Source organism: Streptomyces puniciscabiei, assembly GCF_006715785.1.
GTDB lineage: Bacteria > Actinomycetota > Actinomycetes > Streptomycetales > Streptomycetaceae > Streptomyces > Streptomyces puniciscabiei.
Map to the genome: position 1 here is coordinate 973744 of NZ_VFNX01000002.1, position 21161 is coordinate 994904.

Below are 21161 nucleotides of genomic sequence, written 5' to 3' on the forward strand. Positions count from 1 at the left end.
CACCTGCTGCGGACGTCCTCACTGCTGCTCCCAGGACCGGAACGCCCTGAGGTGGTCCGGTGCGACCACGGCCTCCAGGCGCTCGTCGTCCTGGTCACCGCCGCCGAGCGCGGCCACCAGTCGCCGTGCCGGCATGTTGCGCTCCGTGCGCTCCGCCGTCAGCCGGACCTTCGCGCAGCCCAGTTCCTCGGCACGGTCGGCCAGCCACTGCAACAGGCGTTCCTCGACCCCTCGGCCGAGCGCCCGACAGCTCATCAGCCAGCCCAGGACATCCAGTTGATCGCCTTCGGCACAGAGCGCGAGCAGCGCGATCTGGCCGTAGTCGCCGAACCGGTCCCGGGCCGCCGCCGTCCACACCTCGCCCCGCTGCCGCCACCGGGCGACGTCGCCGCCGTCGGCCGAACGGTGGTGGAGGGTGAACTGGTTGGTGCGACGCACGAGTTGCTCGGCCCGCTGCACGTCCGCCTCGGACAACGCCCGGATGTCGACCGCCAGCTGAAGTTGCGCGAGGAACTCCTCGAACCCGGCGGCTTCGCGGACGGCCTCCCGCTCCCGCTCGTGTGCGTAGAACCGGGATCGCAGCGCGTCCTCGGCGGTCACCGCCGCGGGGACCAGCGGCCACAACCGGCCGAGGAACTCCTCCAGTTCGTCCGCGGACGGGCAGGTCACCGAGAGCACCTGCGGCAGCGCGGAGCGCATCTTGGCGATCTCGGCCGGGTTGTCGTCCAGGAACAGGAAGCTGTCCAGACCGAGGTTGAGTGTGCGTGCGGCCTCGGTCAGGCGGCGCGGCTTCGGTTCCCAGGCGGCCGACAGGACGCTGAAGTGCTCCGCCTTCAGCAGGCTGTCCGGGCGGTCCAGGACGGCCCGGACCGTGGCCTCGTCGTTGTTGCTGACGAGCGCCAGCAACGCGCCGGCCTCGCGCCACTGCAGCAGCCTGCGCGCGAACAGAGCACGCGGGCCGGTCAGGTCCACGGCCTCGGGGCCGATCTCGCCGGCGACCCCGCCCCACAGGGTCTCGTCGCCGTCCACCGCGATCACCTTGGGCGCGGGGCGCAGCGCAGCGCGTACGACCTCGGCGAGCCGCAGTGCCACGGCCGCCTGGAAGGGCGGGGTGAAGGGCAGGTGGGCCAGCCGCTCGGTCCGCTCGTCGAAGCGTTCCCCGACGGGATGGCGCCGGGTCCAGTCGTCGGGGCCGAGCACGGCGATGCCGGGCAGGCGGTCCAGGTCGGCGGCGACCTCGCGCTCCCACTGCCGCAGGCGGTCCTCCTGACGGGCGGCGGGCAGGAAACCGACGATCAGCGGCTTGCCGGTGCGTTCGGACAGGGCCTTCAGCGCGGCCGGGTAGGCGGCGCGCAGTTCGGCGAGCAGCGCGTCGTCGACCGGGCCGAAGCGCTCCAGGTCCACCGCCCGCAGCAGCACCGCACCCACCGCCGTCGAGGGGTCGGCGAAGACGCCCGAGGGGTCCTGGAGGCTCGCGAGCACGTGGTGGTACGGCGCCTCGGTGATCGACAGTGCGCCGTCCCCGGCCCCGTCCTCGACGGCTGCCGCGCACATCAGCGGGAGGTTGCCGAGGGCGAAGGTGGCGGCGAGGGCCAGGGACCGGCGAGACGCGGGCGCCGTACCGGCGGGGGCCCGGGTGCCGGCGCGCGCCGGCACCGCCGGGTTCTCGGCCGTCTCCGCGAGCAGCTTCAGGAACTCCTCGCCCAGCTCGGTGGTGGTCGCGGCGTCCAGGATGTCCAGGTTGTGGTCGAGCCGGATGCGTGCCGCGTCCGGGGTCATGGTGATCATGAGGTCGAGATCGGAGTAGCCGGTGCCGGCCGGCAGCACCTCCAGCTGGGCGAGGCGGTGTGAGGAGCGTACGTAGTTGAAGTAGACCTCGACGAGCGGTGCGTTCTCCCGGTGCAGGCCCTGCCGGGCCAGGATGGCCAGGACGTCGGAGAACATGGCGCCCTTGGCCAGGAGGTGCTGCAGGCGCGCGTCGGTGCGGTGCAGCACCTCGGCGACCTGTTCGCCTGCGCGGGCCTCGGCCGGGAACGGCACCGGCACGCCGAAGAAGCCCACCGCGTCGTACGCGTCGGCGTGGATGCGGGTGTCCACGGGCACGGCGAGCACGAACCGCTCCCGTTGCCGCTTTCTTGCCAGCAGCACCGTCAGCGTGCCGAGGCAGAAGGCGGCGGGAGTGACGGCCAGCCTGCTCGCGGCCGCCGTAACCCGTTCCATCAGCCCGTCGGGAATCGTCACGGTCACGCTGCCGGCCCGGTACGACCGGGTCGCCGGGCGCGGCCGGGCCAGCTCCAGGTCGAGCCGTTCGCTGCCGTGGAAGCGCTCGCGCCACTCGGCGCCCGCGCCCTCACCGCCCTGCTGGGCCGCGATCAGCAGGACGACGTCGCGGTTGGTGGCGGTGGCGTCGAGCGGGGTGCCGGACAGTTCCGCGTCGATCTCGCCGGCCACGAGCAGCAGCGACTGCAGGTCGCTGACCGCGTGGTGGGCGCCGAACACCAGGATCTGGCCGTGCGCACCGCCGTCCAGCAGCTCGAACCGCCACAATGGGGTCCTGGCCAGGTCGAACGGCGGCTCCAGCAGGGCGCGCAGGCGCTCGGCGGCGTCGAGGGGGCCGTCGACGACCGTGCAGCGCAGCACCTGCTCCGCCGGCTCCCGGTCCACGCGCAGCTGCCGGACGCCGTCCTCCCCGGTGACGATGGCGGTGCGCAGGGCCGCGTGTCGCGCGACGAGTCGGGTGAGGATGCCGGCGAGCGTCTCCGGGGTGGTCGGCACGGTCAGCCGTACGGCGAGGCCGATGCCGTGCGCCGCGTCCGGCATGTCCGGCCGGGCGCTGCGCAGCAGTCGTACGACGTCGCGCGTCGCGGGCCGCCGTTCGGTCTCCGGGACCTCATCCGGGAGTTCGCCGGACTCCTCCTGCGCCACGGCGCCCCGCTCCGGAAGGCCCTCGGCCAGGGCCCGGGCGAGGCCGCGGATGTCGGAGGCCGCGAACACGTCCGCTGCCGGGATCTCCACGCCCAGTTCGCGGACGAAGGCGTTGCGCAGGCGCACCAGCATGAGGGAGTCGAGGCCCAGTTCCTTCAGGGCCGTGCTCGCCGACACGTCGACCACTCCCCCGGAGACCTCGCCGACCCGGGCCCGGACGTACGCCTCCAGCCAGGTGGCCCGGTCCTGGTCGGTCGTCGCCGTGAACACCTTCTTGACGAGGTCGTCCGAGGCGGCCGTGCCCGTCGGGACGGTGACCAGGTCGCCCAGGATCGGGCGGGTGCGCACGGCGTCGGGGACGAGCGTGAGCATGTCCCGGTCCAGGGCGATCGGCGCGAGCTGGCGGCGGGCGGTGTCCAGCACCCGCTCGAACAGCTCGCCGCCCTCCTGCGGAGAGAAGGCGACCAGGCCCGAGCGGCTGGTCTCGGCGGCCCGGGTGCCGGACCCGGCGACCATGCCGACACCGGCCCAGGCACCCCAGTCCAGGCTCAGCGCCCGGCGTTCGGAGCGGGAGAGGTGGTGTGCCCAGGCGTCGAGGAAGGCGTTCGCCGCCGCGTACGGGCTCTGCCCGGCCGACCCGAGAAGCCCGGCCGCGGAGGCGAACAGGACCAGGTTCCGGGCCTCCGGGATCAGCTCGGTGAGGAGAGCGGTGCCCAGGACCTTCGGGGCGAGGACGCGCAGGACGCGGTCGTCGGTCAGGTTCGCCACCGTGGCGTCGTCGAGCACACCGGCCGCGTGCACGACCGTGGCGATCGGGCCGCAGGCGTGCCGTACGGCGTCCAGGGCGGCCGTGAGACTCCCCCGGTCGGCAACGTCGGCGCGGGCCAGGTGGACGGTGACTCCCCGTGCTTCGAGACCCGTGATCCAGTTCCTGGCCTCCGCGTCGGGCGTGCCCCGGCTCATGAGGGCCAGTCGGCGGGCCCCGCGGCGGACCAGCCGCTCGGCGACGACGTGGCCGAGGCCGCCCAGACCGCCGGTGATCAGGTGCACACCGTCCACGGAGGTCTCACCGTGACCGCCGTCGTCCGGGCGGGTGTGGGCCAGGCGCGGCACCAGGCGGCCGGTGTCGCGCAGCGCGACGAGCCGTTCGTCGTCGGCGTGCCTGAGCTGGGTCCACAGGGCGTCGACGCCGTCGGTGGGCGGCAGGTCGATCAGCGTGGTCGACAGCTCCGGGTACTCCTGCGCCACCGTGAGCCCGAAGCCCCAGGCGAGCGCCTGCTGCGGGTTGGTCACCGAGGTGCTGTCACCGGCGGCCTGGCTGCCGCGTACGACCACGAACAGGCGCGGAGCCCGGCCCTGCGGACGGGACGCGAGGGCGCGCACCAGGTGCAGGGTGCTCAGGCAGCACAGCCGCGCCGCCTGCTCGGCCGATCCTGCGTCGCCGATGGCCGGGGCGTCGAGGGCGGTGAGCTGGACCACCTGCTCGGGCTGTCCGCCCGCGAAGGCCTCCTCCAGCAGCCGGGAAAGGTGGTCGGGGTCGGCCGGATCGAGGACGTAGCGTCCCGGTCCCTCGACGGCGAAGGTGCTGCCCCTGCGGGCGACCACGTGCGGCACCGAGGTGCCGAGCCGCTCGCCGAGCGCGTCCGCCACCCCCGTGTCGTCGGCCAGGATCAGCCAGCTGCCCTTCACCGGCGGTTCCTGCGCCACCGGGCGCGGGTGCCAGCGGGTTTCGAGGAGGGCGCCGTCCAGCGGCGAGAGCGCGGCCAGCCGGAACCCCTCCATCTCCAGGACGAGTTGCCCGTCCTCGTCCCAGATCCTGAGGTCCAGGGTGGCCATGTCGCCGGACACGGAGCGCAGTTCGCAGCCGGCCCAGGCGGGCGTGGTGCGCAGGCCGGTGAACCGCAGCCGTCCCGCCCCGGCGGGCACGAACGCCCGGCCCTCGGGCGCGTCCCCGGGCAAGGCGGCGGTGTGGAACGCGGCGTCGAGGACCGCGGGGTGCAGCAGGTGACCTGCGGCGGCCCTGGCGGCCAGTCGGCCCAGTCCCGTCGAGTTCCCGCGGCGGCCCTGTTCCAGGCCCCGGAAGGCGGGGCCGTAGTCGATGCCGAGGGCGGTCAGCCCGGTGTACACCGCCGGCAGGTCCACGTCCTGCGTGCACCGCTCACGCATGGTGGCGAGCGGCACCTCGTCGAACCGCACGTCGTCGAACCGCACGTCGTCGGGTCGCACGTCGGCCGGGGGCTGCTCGCCGGACACCGCGACGCGTCCGCTGACATGACGCTCCCACCGCGGGCGCCGCTCACCGGCGGCAGCGGAGGCGACTGTGAAGGACCGGAAGCCGTCCCGGGCGGGCCGCAGCACCAGCTGCACCCGTACGGGCCGTTCGGGATCCATCCGCAACGGCTGCGCGAACTCGATGTCGCTCAGGTGGACTTGGCGCCCGTCCTGCACCGCGGAGGCGGCCTCCAGCACCATGTCGAGGAAGGCGGCGGCGGGCAGCCAGACCTCGCCGTCCACCCGGTGGTCGTTCAGATAGGCGAAGCGGCTGTCCCGCAGGTCGATGTCGCTCTGGAAGAGGTGCCGGTCGGGCTCGTCGCTGGACTGGACGTGCGTGCCGAGGACCGGTGAGGAGCCCGTGGCGGCGGCCGGGGCGGGCGTGAGCCAGTGGCGTTCGCGGGCGAAGGCGTACGTCGGCAGATCGACGCGACGGCCATGGGGGAACAGCGCCTGCCAGTCGGGGGTGTGCCCCGCGACGTACAACTCGCCGACTCCGCGGAGCAGGGCGTCGGGTCCGTCCTGCTGACGGCGCAGCGAGCCGACGCCGGCCACGTCGATCCCGGCCTCGGCCGCCACCGCCTCGATGGCGGACAGCAGCGAGGGGTGCGGGCTGAGTTCGACGAAGTAGCGGTAGCCGTCGTCCAGCATCCGCCGGACGGTGTCGGCGAAACGGACGGGCTGCCTGAGGTTATCGTACCAGTAGTCGGCGTCCAGCCGGTCGCCGGAGACGGGTTCGGCCAGCACCGTCGAGTACAGCGGGGTCGACGCCTGCGCGCCCCGGATACCGGAGAAGCGGCCGAGCAACTCCGTGCGCAGAGGTTCCATCAGCGGGGTGTGCGAGGCGAACGGCGTCGACAGCCGTCGTACGGTGATCCCCTGCTTCTCGAGCCGGCGGCGCAGCTCTGCCAGTGCGTCGGCGGCGCCGGAGACGGCCGTGGAGCCCGCGCTGTTGACCGCGGCGACGAACAGCCGGTCCGTGTAGGGGGCGAGCAGTTCCTCGACCTGCGCCCGCGGCAGTTCCACCGCGACCATGCCGCCCTGCCCGACCAGCGGGACGACGGCCTGGGCCCGACCCGTCACCACGGCCACGGCCTCGTCCAGGCCGAGGGCGCCCACGCTGTAGGCGGCGGCGATCTCGCCCAGGCTGTGCCCGACCACGGCGTCCGGGGCCACTCCGAGCTGCCGCCATGCGGCGGCCAGCGCCGCGTTGACGGCGAACAGCACCGGTTGCAGGCACTCGGTCCGGTGGAGCGGGGAGAACTCCTCCGGTGCCCGCAGCGCGTTGAGCACCGACCAGCCGACGTGCCGCTGGACCGCCTCGTCGATCCGGGTCAGCTCCTCGCGGAACGCCTGGGAACCGGCCAGCAACTCCAGGCCCATGCCCGGCCATTGGCCGCCGTGCCCGGAGAAGACGAGGGCCACCTTGCCCGTCTCCTCCTCGCGGGGCGTGGCCGGCTGCGCCCGTCCGCTGCCCAACGCATCGAGCGCGGCGCGCAGTTCGTCCATGTCGCCCGCCGTGACCGCCGCCCGCCAGGGGAAGTGGCTGCGGTGCCGGGCCAGGGTGTGGGCGACGTCCGGCAGCGCGGTGTCCCCGGTCAGGTGCCGGGCCAGCCGTGCGGCCTGCCCGCGCAGCGCGGCCTCGCTCCGCCCGGACAGCACGAACAGCCGCTTGCCGGCCGGAGGTTCACCTGCGAGGCCGGGCTCCGGCGCGGACGGCGGGGCCTCCTCCACGATCACATGGGCGTTGGTCCCGCTGATCCCGAAGGCGCTGACCCCGGCCCGCCGGACGCGCTCCCCCGCCGCCGGCCAGGGCACGGCTTCCTGCAGCAGGTGCAGGCCGCTGCCGTCCCACTCGACGTGCCGGCTGGGTGTGTCGGCATGGAGGGTGGCCGGCAGCATCTGGTGGCGCAGCGACTGCACCACCTTGATCAGTCCGGCGATGCCCGAGGCGGCCTGCGTGTGCCCGAGGTTGGACTTGAGCGAGCCCAGGTGCAGCGGGCGGTGCCGGGGGCGGGAGGCACCGAAGACCTGCGCCAGGGCATTGGCCTCGATCGGGTCGCCCAGCGTCGTGCCCGTGCCGTGCGCCTCCACGCAGTCGATGTCGGCGGGTTCGAGGCCGGACAGCTCCAGGGCCCGCCGGATCACCTGTTCCTGCGCCGGGCCGTTGGGCGCGGACAGGCCCTGGCTGCGGCCGTCCTGGTTGACGGCCGTGCCGCGCAGCACCGCAAGCACCTCGTCGCCGTCCCGCCGCGCGTCGCTCAGCCGCTTCAGTACGAGCATGCCGGCGCCCTCGGCCCAGACGGCGCCGTCGGCGTCGTCGGAGAAGGAGCGGCAGCGGCCGGTCGGGGACAGGCCCCGCAGCCGGCTGAACTCCACGAAGGTCTGCGGGGTCACCATGAGCGTCACACCGCCGGCCAGCGCCAGGTCGCACTCGCCCGACCGCAGTGCCTGCGCCGCCAGGTGCACCGCGACGAGCGACGAGGAGCACGCCGTGTCCACCGTCAGCGCCGGGCCGTGCAGCCCGAGCGCGTACGCCAGCCGGCCCGAGGCCACGCTGAGCGCCGACCCGGTGCCGACGTACCCGTCCAGCTGGTCGAGCCGGGAGCCCGACAGGTAGTCGCTGCCGAACATGCCGACGTACACGCCTGTGGTGCTGCCCGCCAGTCCGGCGGGCACGAGCCCGGCGCGCTCCAGCGCCTCCCAGGCGGTCTCCAGCAGCAGCCGCTGCTGCGGGTCCATGGCGGCGGCCTCCTTCGGGGTGATGCCGAAGAAGCCCGCGTCGAAGGACTCGATGTCGTCCAGGAAGCCGCCCTCCCGGGCGTACGACTTGCCCGGCGCCTCCGGGTCGGGGTCGTACAGCGACTCGACGTCCCAGCGGCCGGCCGGGAACGGGCCGACCGCGTCACGGCCCTCGGCGACCAGCCGCCACAGCTCCTCCGGGTCGCCGACGCCGCCCGGCAGGCGGCAGGCCATGGCCACCAGGGCGACCGGCTCGTCGTGCGCCGCGGTGCGGGTGTGGGGCGCGGCGGGCGCGGGACGGCGGGCGGCGGGCCCGCTCGTCGCGATCACGGTGGTCAGCAGGTGCTCGGCGAGGCGGGCCGGGGTGGGGTGGTCGAACAGCAGGGTGGCCGGGAGGCGGGTGTCGAGGCGGGCACCGATGCGGTTACGGAGCTCCACCGCCGTCACCGAGTCCATGCCGAGGTCACGCAGCGGCTGGTCGGCGCGGACGGACTCCGCCGAGCGCAGACCGAGGGCGCGGGAGGCCTCCTCGCGGACCAGGGCCAGGACGCGGTCGGCGCGCTCGGCCTCCGGCAGCCGGGCCAGCCGGTCCGCCAGGCCGTCCGCGCCGTCCTGCCCGGTGCGGGGCGTGGGCAGCAGGGAGCGCCACAGCGCGGCCGCACCGCCGCCCGCGCCGACCGTGGTCTCGCGCAGGCGGGGCAGGTCCAGCGCACAGGCGAGCAGGTGCGGGGCGTCCCGGCGCAGCGCGAGTTCGACGAGGTCGCGGCCCTGTTCCGGAGTCAGGGCGCGGTGGCCGAGGCGGGCCATCCGCGTCAGGTCGGCGTGTTCGGCGGCGAGGCCCTCGCCCGCCCAGGCGCCGAAGGAGATCGACACCGCGGGCAGCCCGAAGGCGCGGCGGTGGTGGGCGAGTTGGTCGAGGAAAGCGTTGGCGGCGGCGTAGTTGGCCTGGCCCGCGTTGCCGACGACACCGGCGGCGGAGGAGACCAGCAGGAACAGGTCGAGCTGCGCGTCCGCGGTGAGCCGGTGCAGGTGGGCGGCGCCGTCCACCTTGGGGCTGAGCACCCGCGCGAGTCGTTCGGGGGTCAGCTCGGCGACCACCCCGTCGTCCAGGACGCCGGCGCAGTGCACGACGCCGCGGAGTTCGCCGGCGACGGCACCGACGATGTCGGCCAGGGCAGCGGCGTCGGCGACGTCGCACGCGGCCACCTCGACCGCGGCGCCGAGCGCTGTGAGTTCCGCGGTGACCTCGGCGGTGCGCGGGTCGTCGGCTCCGCGCCGGGACGTCAGCAGCAAGCGGGGCACGCCCTGTTCGGCGAGGACCCGGGCGATGTGGCGTCCGACGGCGCCGAGGCCTCCGGTGATCAGTACGGTGCCGTCGACGGGTGTCCGTGCAGGGGGCGTGTCGGCGACGCGGGCGGGCACGAGCCGGGGCACGAGCAAGGTGCCCGCGCGCCCGGCGAGTTCGGGCTCGTCCCGGTGCGCGACGGCGGCGAGCAGGGCAGCCACGGGATCGGTGTCGTCGAGGTCGAGCAGTGTCAGCCCGAGGTCCGGATGCTCGGCACGGGCGCTGCGGGCCAGACCCCACAGCGTGGACAGGGCAAGGCCCGGCACGGTGTCCCGGTCCTCGGCCGCGACCGCGCCACGGGTCACCCAGATGGTCCGGGCGGGTGGCTCCGCCTGTGCGGCGAGTGTCTGCAGTTCGGCCAGCGCGGCCTCCGCCGTCTCCCGTGCGGTGGCGGCCGGTTCGGCGTCCTCGGCCGGTTGTGGCCAGAACCGCACGAGCACCTCGCCACCCGTGTCACGGCACTGGATCCCAGCGGCTTCGAGGCCGCGCAGGGCCGCGGCGACGTCGGGGTCGGACGGGTCGCCGACGACGGTCCAGGCACCGGTCGGTTTCTCGGCGGGCGGTTCGGGTGCGGCCGTCCAGGCCACCTCGTACAGGTGCCGCCCGTTGCCCGAACCGCCGGCGAGATCCGCCGGGCTCGCGGCCCGCAGCCGTACCCCCTCCAGTCGGCCCACGGGGAAGCCGTCGGCGTCCCACAGCGTCACGTCCAGCGTGGGATCCGTGCCGGCGGCGCCGGTGCGGCGCACGGACACGGTGAGGTCGTCGCCGCCCGGCGACAGCGCGGCGCGGCCCACGGCGACCGGAAGGAGCACCCGGCCGTCGGAGGCGGCGCCCCCTTCGAGGGCCGCGGCCACGTGCAGCGCGGCGTCCAGCAGCGCCGGGTGGACCGGGTAGGGGTCGGCCAGGTCGTGGGCCACGGACGGCAGCGTCAGCCGGGCGAGCAGCTCGCCGGCGCCGGTCACCACCGCCTCTCGTACGCCCTGGAAGGCCGGGCCGTAGCCGAGGCCGAGCCCGGTCAGCCGCTCGTAGGTGTCCGGGCCCCAGGCGGGGTCCGCCGCCTGAGGCCACACCGGCGGCCGCCCCGCCACCTCGGTCGCCCCGGCCGCCGAGGCGGTGGCGTGCAGGGTCCAGCCGGTGGCCTCCTGGCCGCGCGGGCGGCTGTGCACGGTGATCTCCGGCGCCGGGCCGGCGGTGACCACCTCGACGGACACCTCCACCGTGCCGGACGCGGGCAGCACGAGGGGTGCGAGCAACAGCAGGTCGGTCACGTCGGCCGGGTCGTCCGGGCGGGCCACGGCGAGGGCGGCCCGGCACAGCTCCAGCAGGGTCGTGCCGGAGACCACGGTCCGGCCGAACACGGTGTGGTCGGACAGCCAGTCGGCGATGGCCGGGGACCACTCGTTGCGGAAGGTCCAGCGGGTCTCGTCGGCCGACTGCAACTGGACGCCGAGCAACGGATGCGCGGCACGGTCGAACAGGCCGGGGCCGATCGAGGCGGACTCCGGTTCGATCCAGTGGCGCCGGGTGTCCCAGGCGTAGGTCGGCAGGTCCGCCCGGACGGTGTCGGCGACCAGGCGCGGCCAGTCCAACCGCCGTCCGTGGACGTGCAGTTCGGCGGCGGCGCGGTCCAGGCAGGCGGGTCCGTCCTCGTCGCGGCGGAGGGAGCCGACGGCGACCAGCTCGTGGCCGGATTCCTCGCCGATCGTGTGCAGGGCGGTGAGCAGGGACGGATGCGGGCCGAGTTCGACGAAGTGGCGGTAGCCGTCGGCCGCCATGCGCTCCACCGCGGGCGCGAAGCGGACGGGTTCGCGCAGGTTGGTGTACCAGTAGTCGGCCTCCAGCTCCTCGGTGACCGGCTCACCGGTCACGGTGGAGTACCAGACGACCGACGTGGGGTACGTGGTCACGCCGTCGAGCTCGTCGAGGATCGTCGCGCGGACCGGCTCGACGCGGGCGCTGTGCGAGGCGTAGTCGACGTCGAGGCGACGGACGAAGACCTGTTCCCGGTCGAGGTCGGCGAGCAGCCCCTCCAGCGGCTCCACGTCACCGGCGATCACGGTCGCCCGGCCACTGTTCACGGCGGCGACCGAGACCCGGCCGCCGAGACCCTCGAGGCGGGTGACGACCTCGGCGTGCGGCAGGGCGACGACGGCCATGGCGCCGGTGCCGGACAGCCCGGTCAGGGCCCGGCTGCGCAGGGCGACCACCGCGGCCGCGTCGTTGAGGCTGAGCGCGCCGGCGACGCAGGCCGCGGCCACTTCGCCCTGGCTGTGCCCGATCACGGCGTCCGGCCGGACGCCACGGGCCCGCCACACCGCGGCCAGGGAGACCATCACCGCGAAGAGCACCGGCTGGACGACGTCCACGCGGTCCAGGGACGGGGCTCCCGCCTCGCCGCGCAGAACCGCCGCCGCGGACCAGACGGTGAACGGTCGCAGGGCGGCGTCGCAGCGGTCGAGTTCGTCGGCGAACACGGGATCGCGTTCGAGCAGGTCACGTGCCATGCCGGCCCACTGGGCGCCCTGGCCGGGGAAGACGAAGGCCACCTTGCCCGCGGGCAGCGTCCGCCGGGGGCCGGCGGTCGGCCCGGGATCGGGCCGGCCCTCCGCGAGGGCCCGCAGCGCGGTCAGCAGTTCGTCCCGGCCGGCCGCCTGGACGACGGCACGGTGCTCGAAGTGGGTGCGGTGGTGGGCCAGCGTCGCGGCCACTGCGGGCAGGGGCAACTCCGGCCGGGCAACGAGGTGTGCGTGAAGGCGAGCGGCCTGGCCCTGGAGCGCGGGGAGCGTGCGGGCGGAGAGCGGGAAGAGGGTCGGGCCGGGCAGCTCCGCCTCCGCCCCGGCCGGTGCGACGGCGTCCTGCGGTGCCTCCTCCAGGACGTCCTGCGGTGCCTCCTCCAGCACGACGTGCGCGTTGGTGCCGCTGATGCCGAACGCGCTGACCCCGGCCCGCCGCACGCGGTCGCCGCCGCGCGGCCACGCCCGGGCGCTGCCGTGCACGGCCAGGCCGCTGTGCGCCCAGTCGATGTGCTCCGTGAGGGTCTCGGCGTGCAGGGACGGCGGCATGAGCTCGTGCCCGAGCGCGAGCACCGTCTTGATCACGCCGCCGATGCCCGCGGCGGCCTGGGTGTGACCGATGTTGGACTTCAGCGAGCCGAGACCGAGAGGCCGGTCGGCGGGGCGGCCCGGTCCGAAGACGGCGGCCAGTGCGCGGCCCTCGATGGGGTCGCCGAGCCGGGTGCCGGTGCCGTGCGCCTCGACGTGGTCCACGTCGTCCGGTGCGAGTCCGGCGGCGTCGAGGGCGGCGCGCAGCACCCGTTCCTGCGCCGGGCCGTTGGGGGCGCTCAGCCCCTGGCTGCGGCCGTCCTGGTTGACGGCCGAGCCCTTGACCACGGCGAGCACCCGGTCGCCGTCGCGGCGGGCATCGGCCAGCCGCTTGAGCAGCACCACACCGCAGCCCTCGGCCCACACCACGCCGTCCGCGTCGACCGAGAAGGGGCTGCACCGCCCGGACGGCGACAGCCCGCGCAGCCTGCTGAACTCCACATGTGCCCGCGGGGTCACCAGCAGGCTCGCGCCGCCCGCCAGGGCGAGGTCGCACTCCCCTGCCGCCAGCGCGCGGGCCGCCAGGTGCAGGGCGACGAGTGAGGAGGAGCAGGCGGTGTCGACGGTGACCGCCGGGCCCTGCAGACCGAGGGTGTAGGCGATGCGCCCGGAGGCCACGCTGGTCGCCGAGCCCGTGCCGACGTGCCCGTCGAGCTGGGCCAGCGAGGCGGAGGCGAGGTATCCGCTGTCGTACAGGCCGATGTAGACGCCCGTGGAGCTGCCGTGCAGGGTCTCGGGGACGATCCCGGCCCGCTCGATCGCCTCCCAGCTGGTCTGCAGCAGCAGCCGCTGCTGCGGGTCCATGGCGTCGGCCTCGCGGGGCGAGATCCCGAAGAAGGCGGCGTCGAAACGGTCGATGCCGTCGAGGAAGCCGCCGCGCAGCGTGTACGCCTTGCCGGTGGCCTCGGGATCGGGATCGTAGAGCCTCCGGGTGTCCCAACGGTCCGCCGGTGCCTCTGAGATGGCGTCCTCGCCGACGGCGAGCAGCCGCCACAGCCCTTCGGGGTCGTCGGCGCCGCCGGGGAAGTGGCAGGCCATGGAGACGATGGCGATGTCGTCGTCCGCCGCCCGCGGCGGAGCCTCGGCACAGGCCGGTCCGGCCGCCGGGGCGGGCGGCTCGCCGAGGACCGCGTCGGCCAGCGCGGCGATCGTGGGGTGGTCGAAGACGAGCGACGGCTCCAATGGTCGGCCGGACCGTGCAGAGAGTTCGGCGGCCAGCGTCACCAACCGGCGTGATCCCAGCCCGAATTCCGCGATCGGTCGGTTCGGGTCGACGGCCAGCGGGTCGAGTCCGGCGGCCTCGGCGACGGCCGACCCCAGCCAGGCCCGTACGTCCTCGGCGGTGGTGAGGGGCGTGATGGTGGACTGCTTCCGGGGCTCGTTCGCAGGCATCTGGGCAGGTGTCCTCAGCAACGGTGGTGCGGGCGGATTCCGCACGACCGCGTGCGGCAGCGGCGTACGGCTGACATCGGGGTGACGGACGGCTGAAGTCGACGGGTGAGGTCGACGGGTGAACGGCCGCGGAGGGCGGAGGTGCGGCCGGCGCGGGCGCGCGGCGCCGGCCGCGGTGGGGTCATCCCGTGACGGGCACGTCGACCAGGACGAGGGTGCCGTCGAGGTAGGCCGCCCGGGAGGCGCGGCGCTGGATCTTCCCGCTGGAGGTCTTCGGGATGGTGCCGGGGTGGACCAGCAGCACGTCCCGCACCGACAGGCCATGGGCCTCGCCGATCGCGCTGCGCACCAGGTCGGTGATCTTCTCGGCCTCGCCGGCCGCCTCGGGCGCCACCTCGGCCACCACGACGACCTGTTCGCCCTCCGCACCGCCGGCGTCCACGGAGAACGCCGCGGTGCAGCCGGGCCGCAGTGCCGGGTGGGACAACTCCGCGGACAGCTCCAGGTCCTGCGGGTAGTGGTTGCGCCCGTCGATCACGACGAGGTCCTTCAGGCGGCCGGTGACGAACAGTTCGCCGTCCCGCAGGAAGCCGAGGTCGCCCGTGCGCAGAAAGCGGCCCTCGCGGCCGGTCAGGGTGGCGCGGAAGGTCTCGCGGGTGGCCAGGGCGTTGCGCCAGTAGCCCTTGGCCACGCTCGCGCCGGCGACCCATATCTCGCCGACCTCGCCCTGGGGCAGTTCCTCCTGCCGCTCAGGGTCGGCGATCACCACGGTGATCCCGGTCCCGGGCCGGCCGCAGCCCACGGCGGCCGCGTCCGCCTCGCCGGCGTGCGGGCCGGTCTCGGCGGCCTCCAGCAGGGTGGGCGGGGCGTCCACCGCACCGCCGGTGACCATCAAGGTGGCCTCGGCCAGGCCGTAGCAGGGGTAGAACGCCTGTTGGCGGAAGCCGGCCGCGCGGAAGGTCTCGGTGAACCGTCGCAGCGTGGCCGCGCGCACCGGTTCGGCGCCGTTGAAGGCGACCTTCCACGCGCTCAGGTCGAGGCTGTCGACCAGGTCGGCGGTGGCGTGCTTCAGGCACAGCTCGTAGGCGAAGTTGGGGCCGCCGCTGGTGTGCGGCCGGTAACGGCTGATCGCGGTCAGCCAGCGATCGGGGCTCTGCAGGAAGTGCAGCGGCGAGAAGAGCGTGGCCGTGGCGCCCAGGTACAGCGTGTTCAGCACCGGGCCCATGAGGCCCATGTCGTGGTAGACGGGGAGCCAGCTGAGGATCAGTTCCCGGTCGTGTTCCGCGAGGGCGTCCGGGGTGTGCCCCATCCGCTCGGTGATGATCCGCTCGTTGTCCAGCAGGTTGCCGTGGGTGACCACCACACCGCGCGGGGCGGAGGTGGAGCCGGAGGTGTACTGGAGGAAGGCCACCGAGTCGGCGGTGAGGTCGGGGGCGTGCCAGGAGTCGGCCGCGTCGTCGGGAATGTCCTCCGTGGCGACGCTGGGGACCGTGTCCAGTTCGGGCAGGTGCTCGGTCCATGTGCGCACGGCGCGGATGACTTCGCGGCCGCCGAGGATCACCTTGGCGTCGGAGTCGGCCAGCAGACGCTTCATCCGGATGAGAGCGCGGTGGTTCTGCGACCGGCCCTGCGGGGGTACGCCCGGCACGGCGACCACGCCTGCGGCGAGGCAGCCCAGAAAGGCGGAGACGAACTCCAGGCCGGGCGGATGGAGCAGCAGGGCGCGCGAGCCGGCCAGGCCGCGGTCCTGAAGCCAGGCGGCGACGGCCCGGGAGCGGTGGGCCAGCTGTCCGTAGGAGATCTCCTGGGTGTCCCCGTCGCAGTCGCCCGTGAGGAGGTACCGGTAGGCGGTACGGTCGGGCTGTTGCTGGGCGTGTACGGTCAGTAATTCGACCAGGGAACGGGCCATGTGTCGAGTCCCACCTGTCCGGGTCAGCGGGTGAGGGAACTGGAGTTCGATGGCCGCGTGATGCCCACGCGCAGAAGCCGTTGACCCGGCCCCCTTGCCAGGTCATCCGTCTCGCCACTCGCCCGGCGGCGAGATGGCCACAGGTCTCCCCGTGCCCCCCACTCAGCTTGCTACCAATGAGTAACACCATAACAAGTCGCGCCGGTCGACGGGTCGAACGCATGTAAACGCTGCGTGTCCAAAAGGAGTTGGCTGTCCGCCGGTTCCGCCGGGCCGACTCACCCGTCCACGCCCCGGCGCCCGCCCGACAGTCGGAGCCGCCCACTCGCCGATGGCTGGGCCCCGGGACACTTCTCGCAGTACTGGCCAGGGGCATACAAGGGCTGTACCACCACCAGACGAAGAACCTGCTGACAGACCGGGTCGCCGGTCTCCCGGCTCGGCTGACGACGGTGGTTCGACACAAGCCGTTTCCGATGGGCGCGCCAATCACGTGGGCAGACACGATCGGCTGACTGGCACTTGACGTCTTGGCCGAGTCCGAGCGTCCATGGTCGCGGCCGACGGGACCAACCGGCACGGGACTGTCCCCCGACCATGCCGCCGAGGATCCAGGTGAGGGCGTCCAGGAGCCGGTCGGTGGAGATGTGGGCAAGGTTGGAGGGGTCGTGGCTGTACCGGTAGTCGGTCTTGCCCACGCCGCGTTCGCCGGTGTCGCGGGTGGAGCGGACGTGCCCGTGCGCCGAGTTGCAGGCCCGCGGTTCCTCGACTACATCAGCCAGGTCCTGCCCTCGCTCGGGGAGAACGACGTCGTCCTGGCGACGTGCGAGGAACTGGCCGGCGTCGTACCTGGCGCTGGGGAGCACTTCGAGGTGGCGCGTCTGAAAGGGAGTGCCGCGCTGGCCGACGCGCTGGCAGCTGTGGTCCGCTCACGGCAGGCCCAGGGCGGTGACTTCGACGTCCGGGTCGGGCAGGAGTGGATTCGTCTGCAGGACAGGGATGTCGCACAAGCGCGGGAGTCGGCACAGACCAGTGGGCTCGCGCACAACCGGGCGCGTCGGCTGTTCAAGGAACTTCTGGTCGACGCCGTCGTCCGTGAGCTTGCCCGCAGTGGTGCCGAGGTACTTGAACGTATTGACGCTGAGGTCGCGCAACTGACCGGCCTCGATCTGGACCGGGCTGCGGCAGCGGACCTGCGCCGCCTCGGTCTTGACGACGCGCCCGCCACCGGCGCCGACGAGTTCCACGCGGACGCCGTGCGCGCCGACCTCCTGGACGATGCCCTGCTCGATCAGGCCGTGGAGGACCTGTGGCCGCGGCTCACGCCCGGCGATGTGGTCCACGCCCTGCTGACGGACGGCGACGCGCTGGCCGCGTGTGCGGGGCAGTTCAGCGCCGACCAGCGGGCCCTGCTGTGGCGAGCGCCCGGCGCGCCCTGGACGGACGCCGATGTGCCGCTTCTCGACGAGGCGGCGAGCCTGGTCGACGGCCCGCCTGAGCAGGTCTTCGGGCACGTCGTCGTCGACGAGGCTCAAGAGCTCACCGCCATGCAGTGGCGGATGATCATGCGTCGTTGCCCGGGCAGGTCGATGACACTGGTCGGGGATTTCGCCCAGGCAGGCCCGGGAACGGTGGCCCGCGACTGGCAGGAAGCGCTCGGCCCGCACCTCGGACGGCGCTTCGACCTGCGCACCCTGACCGTCAGCTACCGGACCACGCAGGAGATCCTCGCCGCCACAGGTGACTTGCTCGCCCGGATCGCCCCGGGCCGGCCACCGATCCGATCGATCCGGCGCGGCGAGGTGCCTCGGACCCTTGCCGCGGACCCCGAATCCCTGGTTGGCGCCCTCCTGCGGGAGGTGCGAGAACAGGGCGCGGCCTATCCGGGCGAGTTGGTCGGTGTGATCTGCGCCGATGGCCGGGTGGAGCAGCTCGCGGCTGCGGGAATCGAGCAGCATGCCCGGCTGGTGCCGGCCTCACAGGCGCGCGGCCTGGAGTTCGACGCCGCCGTCGTGGTCGACCCGGAGGGGATCACCGCCGCCCGTCCCGGGGGTGAGCGCGACCTGTACGTCGCCCTCACCCGGGCCACCAAGCGACTGTGCACCATCACCGTCCTGCCTACAGGACCCGGTAGCGGTCACTCAGCGTCCGCGGACCACAGGGGTTGAACCAGCACCGTAACTCGTGAACAAAGCCACCTGTGACATTGCGCGACAGTTGGCGGCATTGCACGGTCGTTGGCGAGGTCCGCCGCAGCGAACACGCGGCGCTGCTCTACCTGGCCAGGCAGACGAAGACGGCCGCGCAGCACGCGCGCGTGGCCGTCGAGCAGGCCGAGGTGAGCAATGTCGTGGCGGCGCACCGTTCAATCGCCCCGCTGGGGTTCGAGGCGAGATCAGCGGACGGGCGCGAATCCGAAGCGGGCGTTCTTTCTTTTGCCGCGCAGCTTCAGCGCCGCGTAGGGTCACCGCGTCCCAGGAGGTGAGGCCGTGACCACGTACGGCACGATGCTGATTCCCGTACCGCTCGAAGAGGCGGCCCACATCCTGCGCGAGGCCCGCGCAGCCGGCTACGCGATTCCAGCCGGGCCTGGATTCTGCCTCGTCCATCCGGACCGGTCCGTCGACGACAACAGTGTCTTCGCGCTCGCCGGCCCGATCAGCGCCGAGTTGGGCGCCCCGGTGCTGGCCGCCTTCCAGTACGACGGCGACCGACTCGAGTTGGAGGTCTGGCGGGGCGGAGTGCGCGCCCACCGCTATGACTCCTGGCCGGACCGGGACGATGAGAGCGCCGACGACGCACCCCTGGGTGCTGACCCCGCTGCGTTCCTGGACTTCGCCGCCGGGCCCGTCGACAACCACCGCTTGGCCTCCGCGCTCGCGAACACCCCGATCGACGTGCGGGACATGGACGTTGACGGCGAACCGGGCTACGTCTGGGCCCAGGCCCTGCACTGGGACGTGTTGCGCGCGCTCGGCCACCCGGAACAGGTGATCCGCCGCGCGCAGTGGGACTACTTCCACATGCGTGGCGCGCCGCAGGCGCTCGCGGAGGTGCTGGACAGCACCGAACTCGTCGTCCTGGGTACGACCGATCGCCCGTTCTGAAGCCCCACCACCCACGTACGGCAAGAGCTCTCGCCAGGCGGCACCCACGGTGTCAGCCGGCCAGGCCCGGAGGCGGGAGGGACTGTACAAGCTGGTGAGAGGCCGGCCGGGGGGCTCCGCCACAGGCGCCCTGCGCCACCTGCTGCGAGCACATCCCACTTGGTGGCCGCATCTGCCGTCAGTACTGCCCGACCACCTTCTGCAAGCCGACGGTCCGAGCCGCGTGTCGGCACCCGGCGGAGGTCAGGTAGGCGCTTGAGCGTCCACCAGCTCCCGCTGTGTGCTTCGGGCGTTCGATGAAGACCCTCGCAGCACGCCGGCCACATCATGGTTCATCAGGTTCTCGCCCCGAGCGCAGGCAGTGTCCAGGACAGCGTTGATCGCGGTGACACCGGTGCCGTGGCGCTGCCGGTCAGGCAGGACCGCGCACGGGGCAAGCGCCAGCGCTCCTGCCCGTCCACCCGACAGCGGATCAGCAGCACATGGCCGACCACCGCGCAGGTCGGCCTCGGGTCCAGGTTGGCATGGAATGACCGTGATCAGGACCTCCACCATCGAGTAGCCCACCTCGCAGGACAGCACCTCCTGCGTGACGGAGACAAGCACTGAAAATCCACAGCCCTGCACTTGCTACTGAGCTCCCTGCGGCCGGCAGTCGTCAGATCCTGCCCTTGGACTGCCGTCAGGTTGGAACGTTCCTGCCACCCGGTGAAGTGCCGGGCAGAGAAGCTCCTCGATCAACTCGGGCACCTTGAGATCAGCGGCGGCGGCGCCAAGGCCCAGATCTCCTTGAAGCAGCGTCACCCAACTCTGGACAGTCGGATGCCATTCGCGGGTCATGTCCCCTCGTCCGGGCCGGCCGTGGGGCCCGCCTCGAGGGTTGCGCGAAGAGCGGCCAGGGTTGAGGCGATGCGGGCCAGGCCGTCGGGGGGAACCGCCGCGGTCAGTGAGATGAGCTCGCTTTCGACAATGGGGCGGGAAGCGGACAACTTCTTCTCCCCCGCGGACGTGAGGCGGAGGACGGACGAGCGTCGGTCGTGTGGGTGCGCGACCCGCAGGCACCAGCCCGCAGCCACCAGCCGGTCGACCGCCTTGCTGACGGCCCCCACGGTGATCCCCAGTTCGCCGACGATGTCGAGCACGCGGCACCCCGGCACGCGGTCGATGATCTCCAAAAGCTCGAACTGTCCCAGTCCCAGCCCCTGTTCGGCGCGCAACCGGGCGCTCACCGCGTTGTAGAGCCGGGTCTCGACGCGGACCAGATCGGTGAAGATCGGGGTGATGTGACTCACATTAGCTCCAGTAGATTCCCGGGAATCATCTTCCTTGGAATCCGGTTGGGTCGGGCAGGTGGATTCCCAGGAATCCATCCTCGCACCCCGCCCCATGGAGGCCCCGCATGTCCCGACAGCAGCGCGACGCCCTGGACGCCATACTCCGTTCCGCCCCTCGTAGCGAGAGGCGGCCCACTCCCGAGGAGCAGCGCAGCGGTTTCGCCGCGGCTGTCACCCGTCCAGCGCCGGAGGGCATGGTCACCCGCAGGACCGTCCTGGGCGGGCGGCCGACACTGGAGCTGGAGCCGGCCGAAGCCTCCGGCCGGGGCCGACTGCTCTACCTGCACGGTGGCGGCTACGTCATCGGCTCACCGGACACCCACGCAGGGCTGGTCGGTGAACTGGCCCGCCGCGCCGGGCTGCGCGCGACGTCGGTGGATTACCGGCTGGCACCCGAGCACCCATTCCCCGCGGCTGTCGACGACGGGCTCGCGGCCTACCGCGAACTGCTGGCGTCGGGCACCGACCCACGGGACCTCGTCATGGCCGGTGACTCCGCCGGTGGCGGATTGAGCATCGCCACGCTGCTCGCCGCCCGGGAGGCCGGGCTGCCGCAACCAGCCGCCGTGGTCGTCTTCTCCCCCTGGGCCGACCTCACCCTCGCTGGAGGAAGCATCCGTTCCAAGGAGAGCGCCGACCCCATTTTCACAGAGGCCGACGTGCGCGCGTACGCCGATCTCTACGTCGGCGCAGGCGACAGGGCGCATCCCCTGGCCAGTCCGGTGTTCGCCGACCTCACCGGACTGCCCCCACTGCTCGTGCAGGTCGGGGCGAACGAGGTGCTCCTCGACGACGCGGTCCGGCTGGCCGGCCGCGCGGGCGCCGACGGCGTCGAGGTCACGCTCGAAATCGGCCCCGGCCTCCCCCACGTCTTCCAGCACCACTACGGCCACCTCGAGGAGGCGGACGCCGCACTCGACCGCGCCGCCCGCTTCCTCACCGCCCGCCTGGGCGCCGGGCGCCCAGACGCCGACCATCTCGAACCGGCCCACTGACACCGACCCCGGCGGCCTCCACGTGATGCCGGCGACGGCC

At 73.5% G+C, this 21161-nt stretch carries 7 protein-coding genes and 1 pseudogene; 4 read left to right on the forward strand and 4 right to left on the reverse strand.

All coding sequences use genetic code 11. The features are described 5' to 3' along the window. Positions 1-18 precede the first annotated feature (18 nt). Both FB563_RS35460 and FB563_RS35465 read right to left on the reverse strand, forming a co-directional pair. Positions 19-13776 (reverse strand): type I polyketide synthase, encoded by a 13758-nt coding sequence (locus tag FB563_RS35460; RefSeq protein ID WP_055704741.1) that lies wholly within the window; start codon positions 13774-13776, stop codon positions 19-21. A gap of 181 nt (positions 13777-13957) precedes the next feature. Then, on the reverse strand, positions 13958-15685 hold the full coding sequence (locus FB563_RS35465) for a fatty acyl-AMP ligase (protein WP_055704742.1): 1728 nt from the start codon (positions 15683-15685) through the stop codon (positions 13958-13960). Between the two features lie 746 nt (positions 15686-16431). Here FB563_RS35465 and FB563_RS35475 point away from each other — a divergent pair. From FB563_RS35475 to FB563_RS35485, 3 genes and pseudogenes are all read left to right on the forward strand, one after another. Then, a pseudogene (locus tag FB563_RS35475) lies at positions 16432-17853 on the forward strand (HelD family protein); the annotation flags it as partial. A gap of 32 nt (positions 17854-17885) precedes the next feature. Then, positions 17886-18170 (forward strand): hypothetical protein, encoded by a 285-nt coding sequence (locus FB563_RS35480; RefSeq protein WP_055704743.1) that lies wholly within the window; start codon positions 17886-17888, stop codon positions 18168-18170. Positions 18171-18174: 4 nt separating this feature from the next. Beyond that, positions 18175-18792: a hypothetical protein gene (locus tag FB563_RS35485; RefSeq protein ID WP_055704744.1), complete on the forward strand. Its 618-nt coding sequence runs from the start codon at positions 18175-18177 to the stop codon at positions 18790-18792. Positions 18793-19035: 243 nt separating this feature from the next. Here FB563_RS35485 and FB563_RS45015 read toward each other — a convergent pair whose 3' ends face one another. Both FB563_RS45015 and FB563_RS35495 read right to left on the reverse strand, forming a co-directional pair. Next, positions 19036-19398 (reverse strand): hypothetical protein, encoded by a 363-nt coding sequence (locus FB563_RS45015; RefSeq protein WP_142219163.1) that lies wholly within the window; start codon positions 19396-19398, stop codon positions 19036-19038. A gap of 230 nt (positions 19399-19628) precedes the next feature. Next, positions 19629-20084, reverse strand: a complete 456-nt coding sequence (locus FB563_RS35495) for a MarR family winged helix-turn-helix transcriptional regulator (RefSeq protein ID WP_055704745.1) — start codon at positions 20082-20084, stop codon at positions 19629-19631. 107 nt (positions 20085-20191) lie between these two features. Here FB563_RS35495 and FB563_RS35500 point away from each other — a divergent pair, with 107 nt between their 5' ends. Further along, the gene (locus FB563_RS35500) at positions 20192-21121 is read left to right on the forward strand and encodes an alpha/beta hydrolase (RefSeq protein WP_055704746.1); all 930 of its coding nucleotides are present in this window, start codon (positions 20192-20194) and stop codon (positions 21119-21121) included. The last annotated feature ends 40 nt before the right edge of the window (positions 21122-21161 follow it).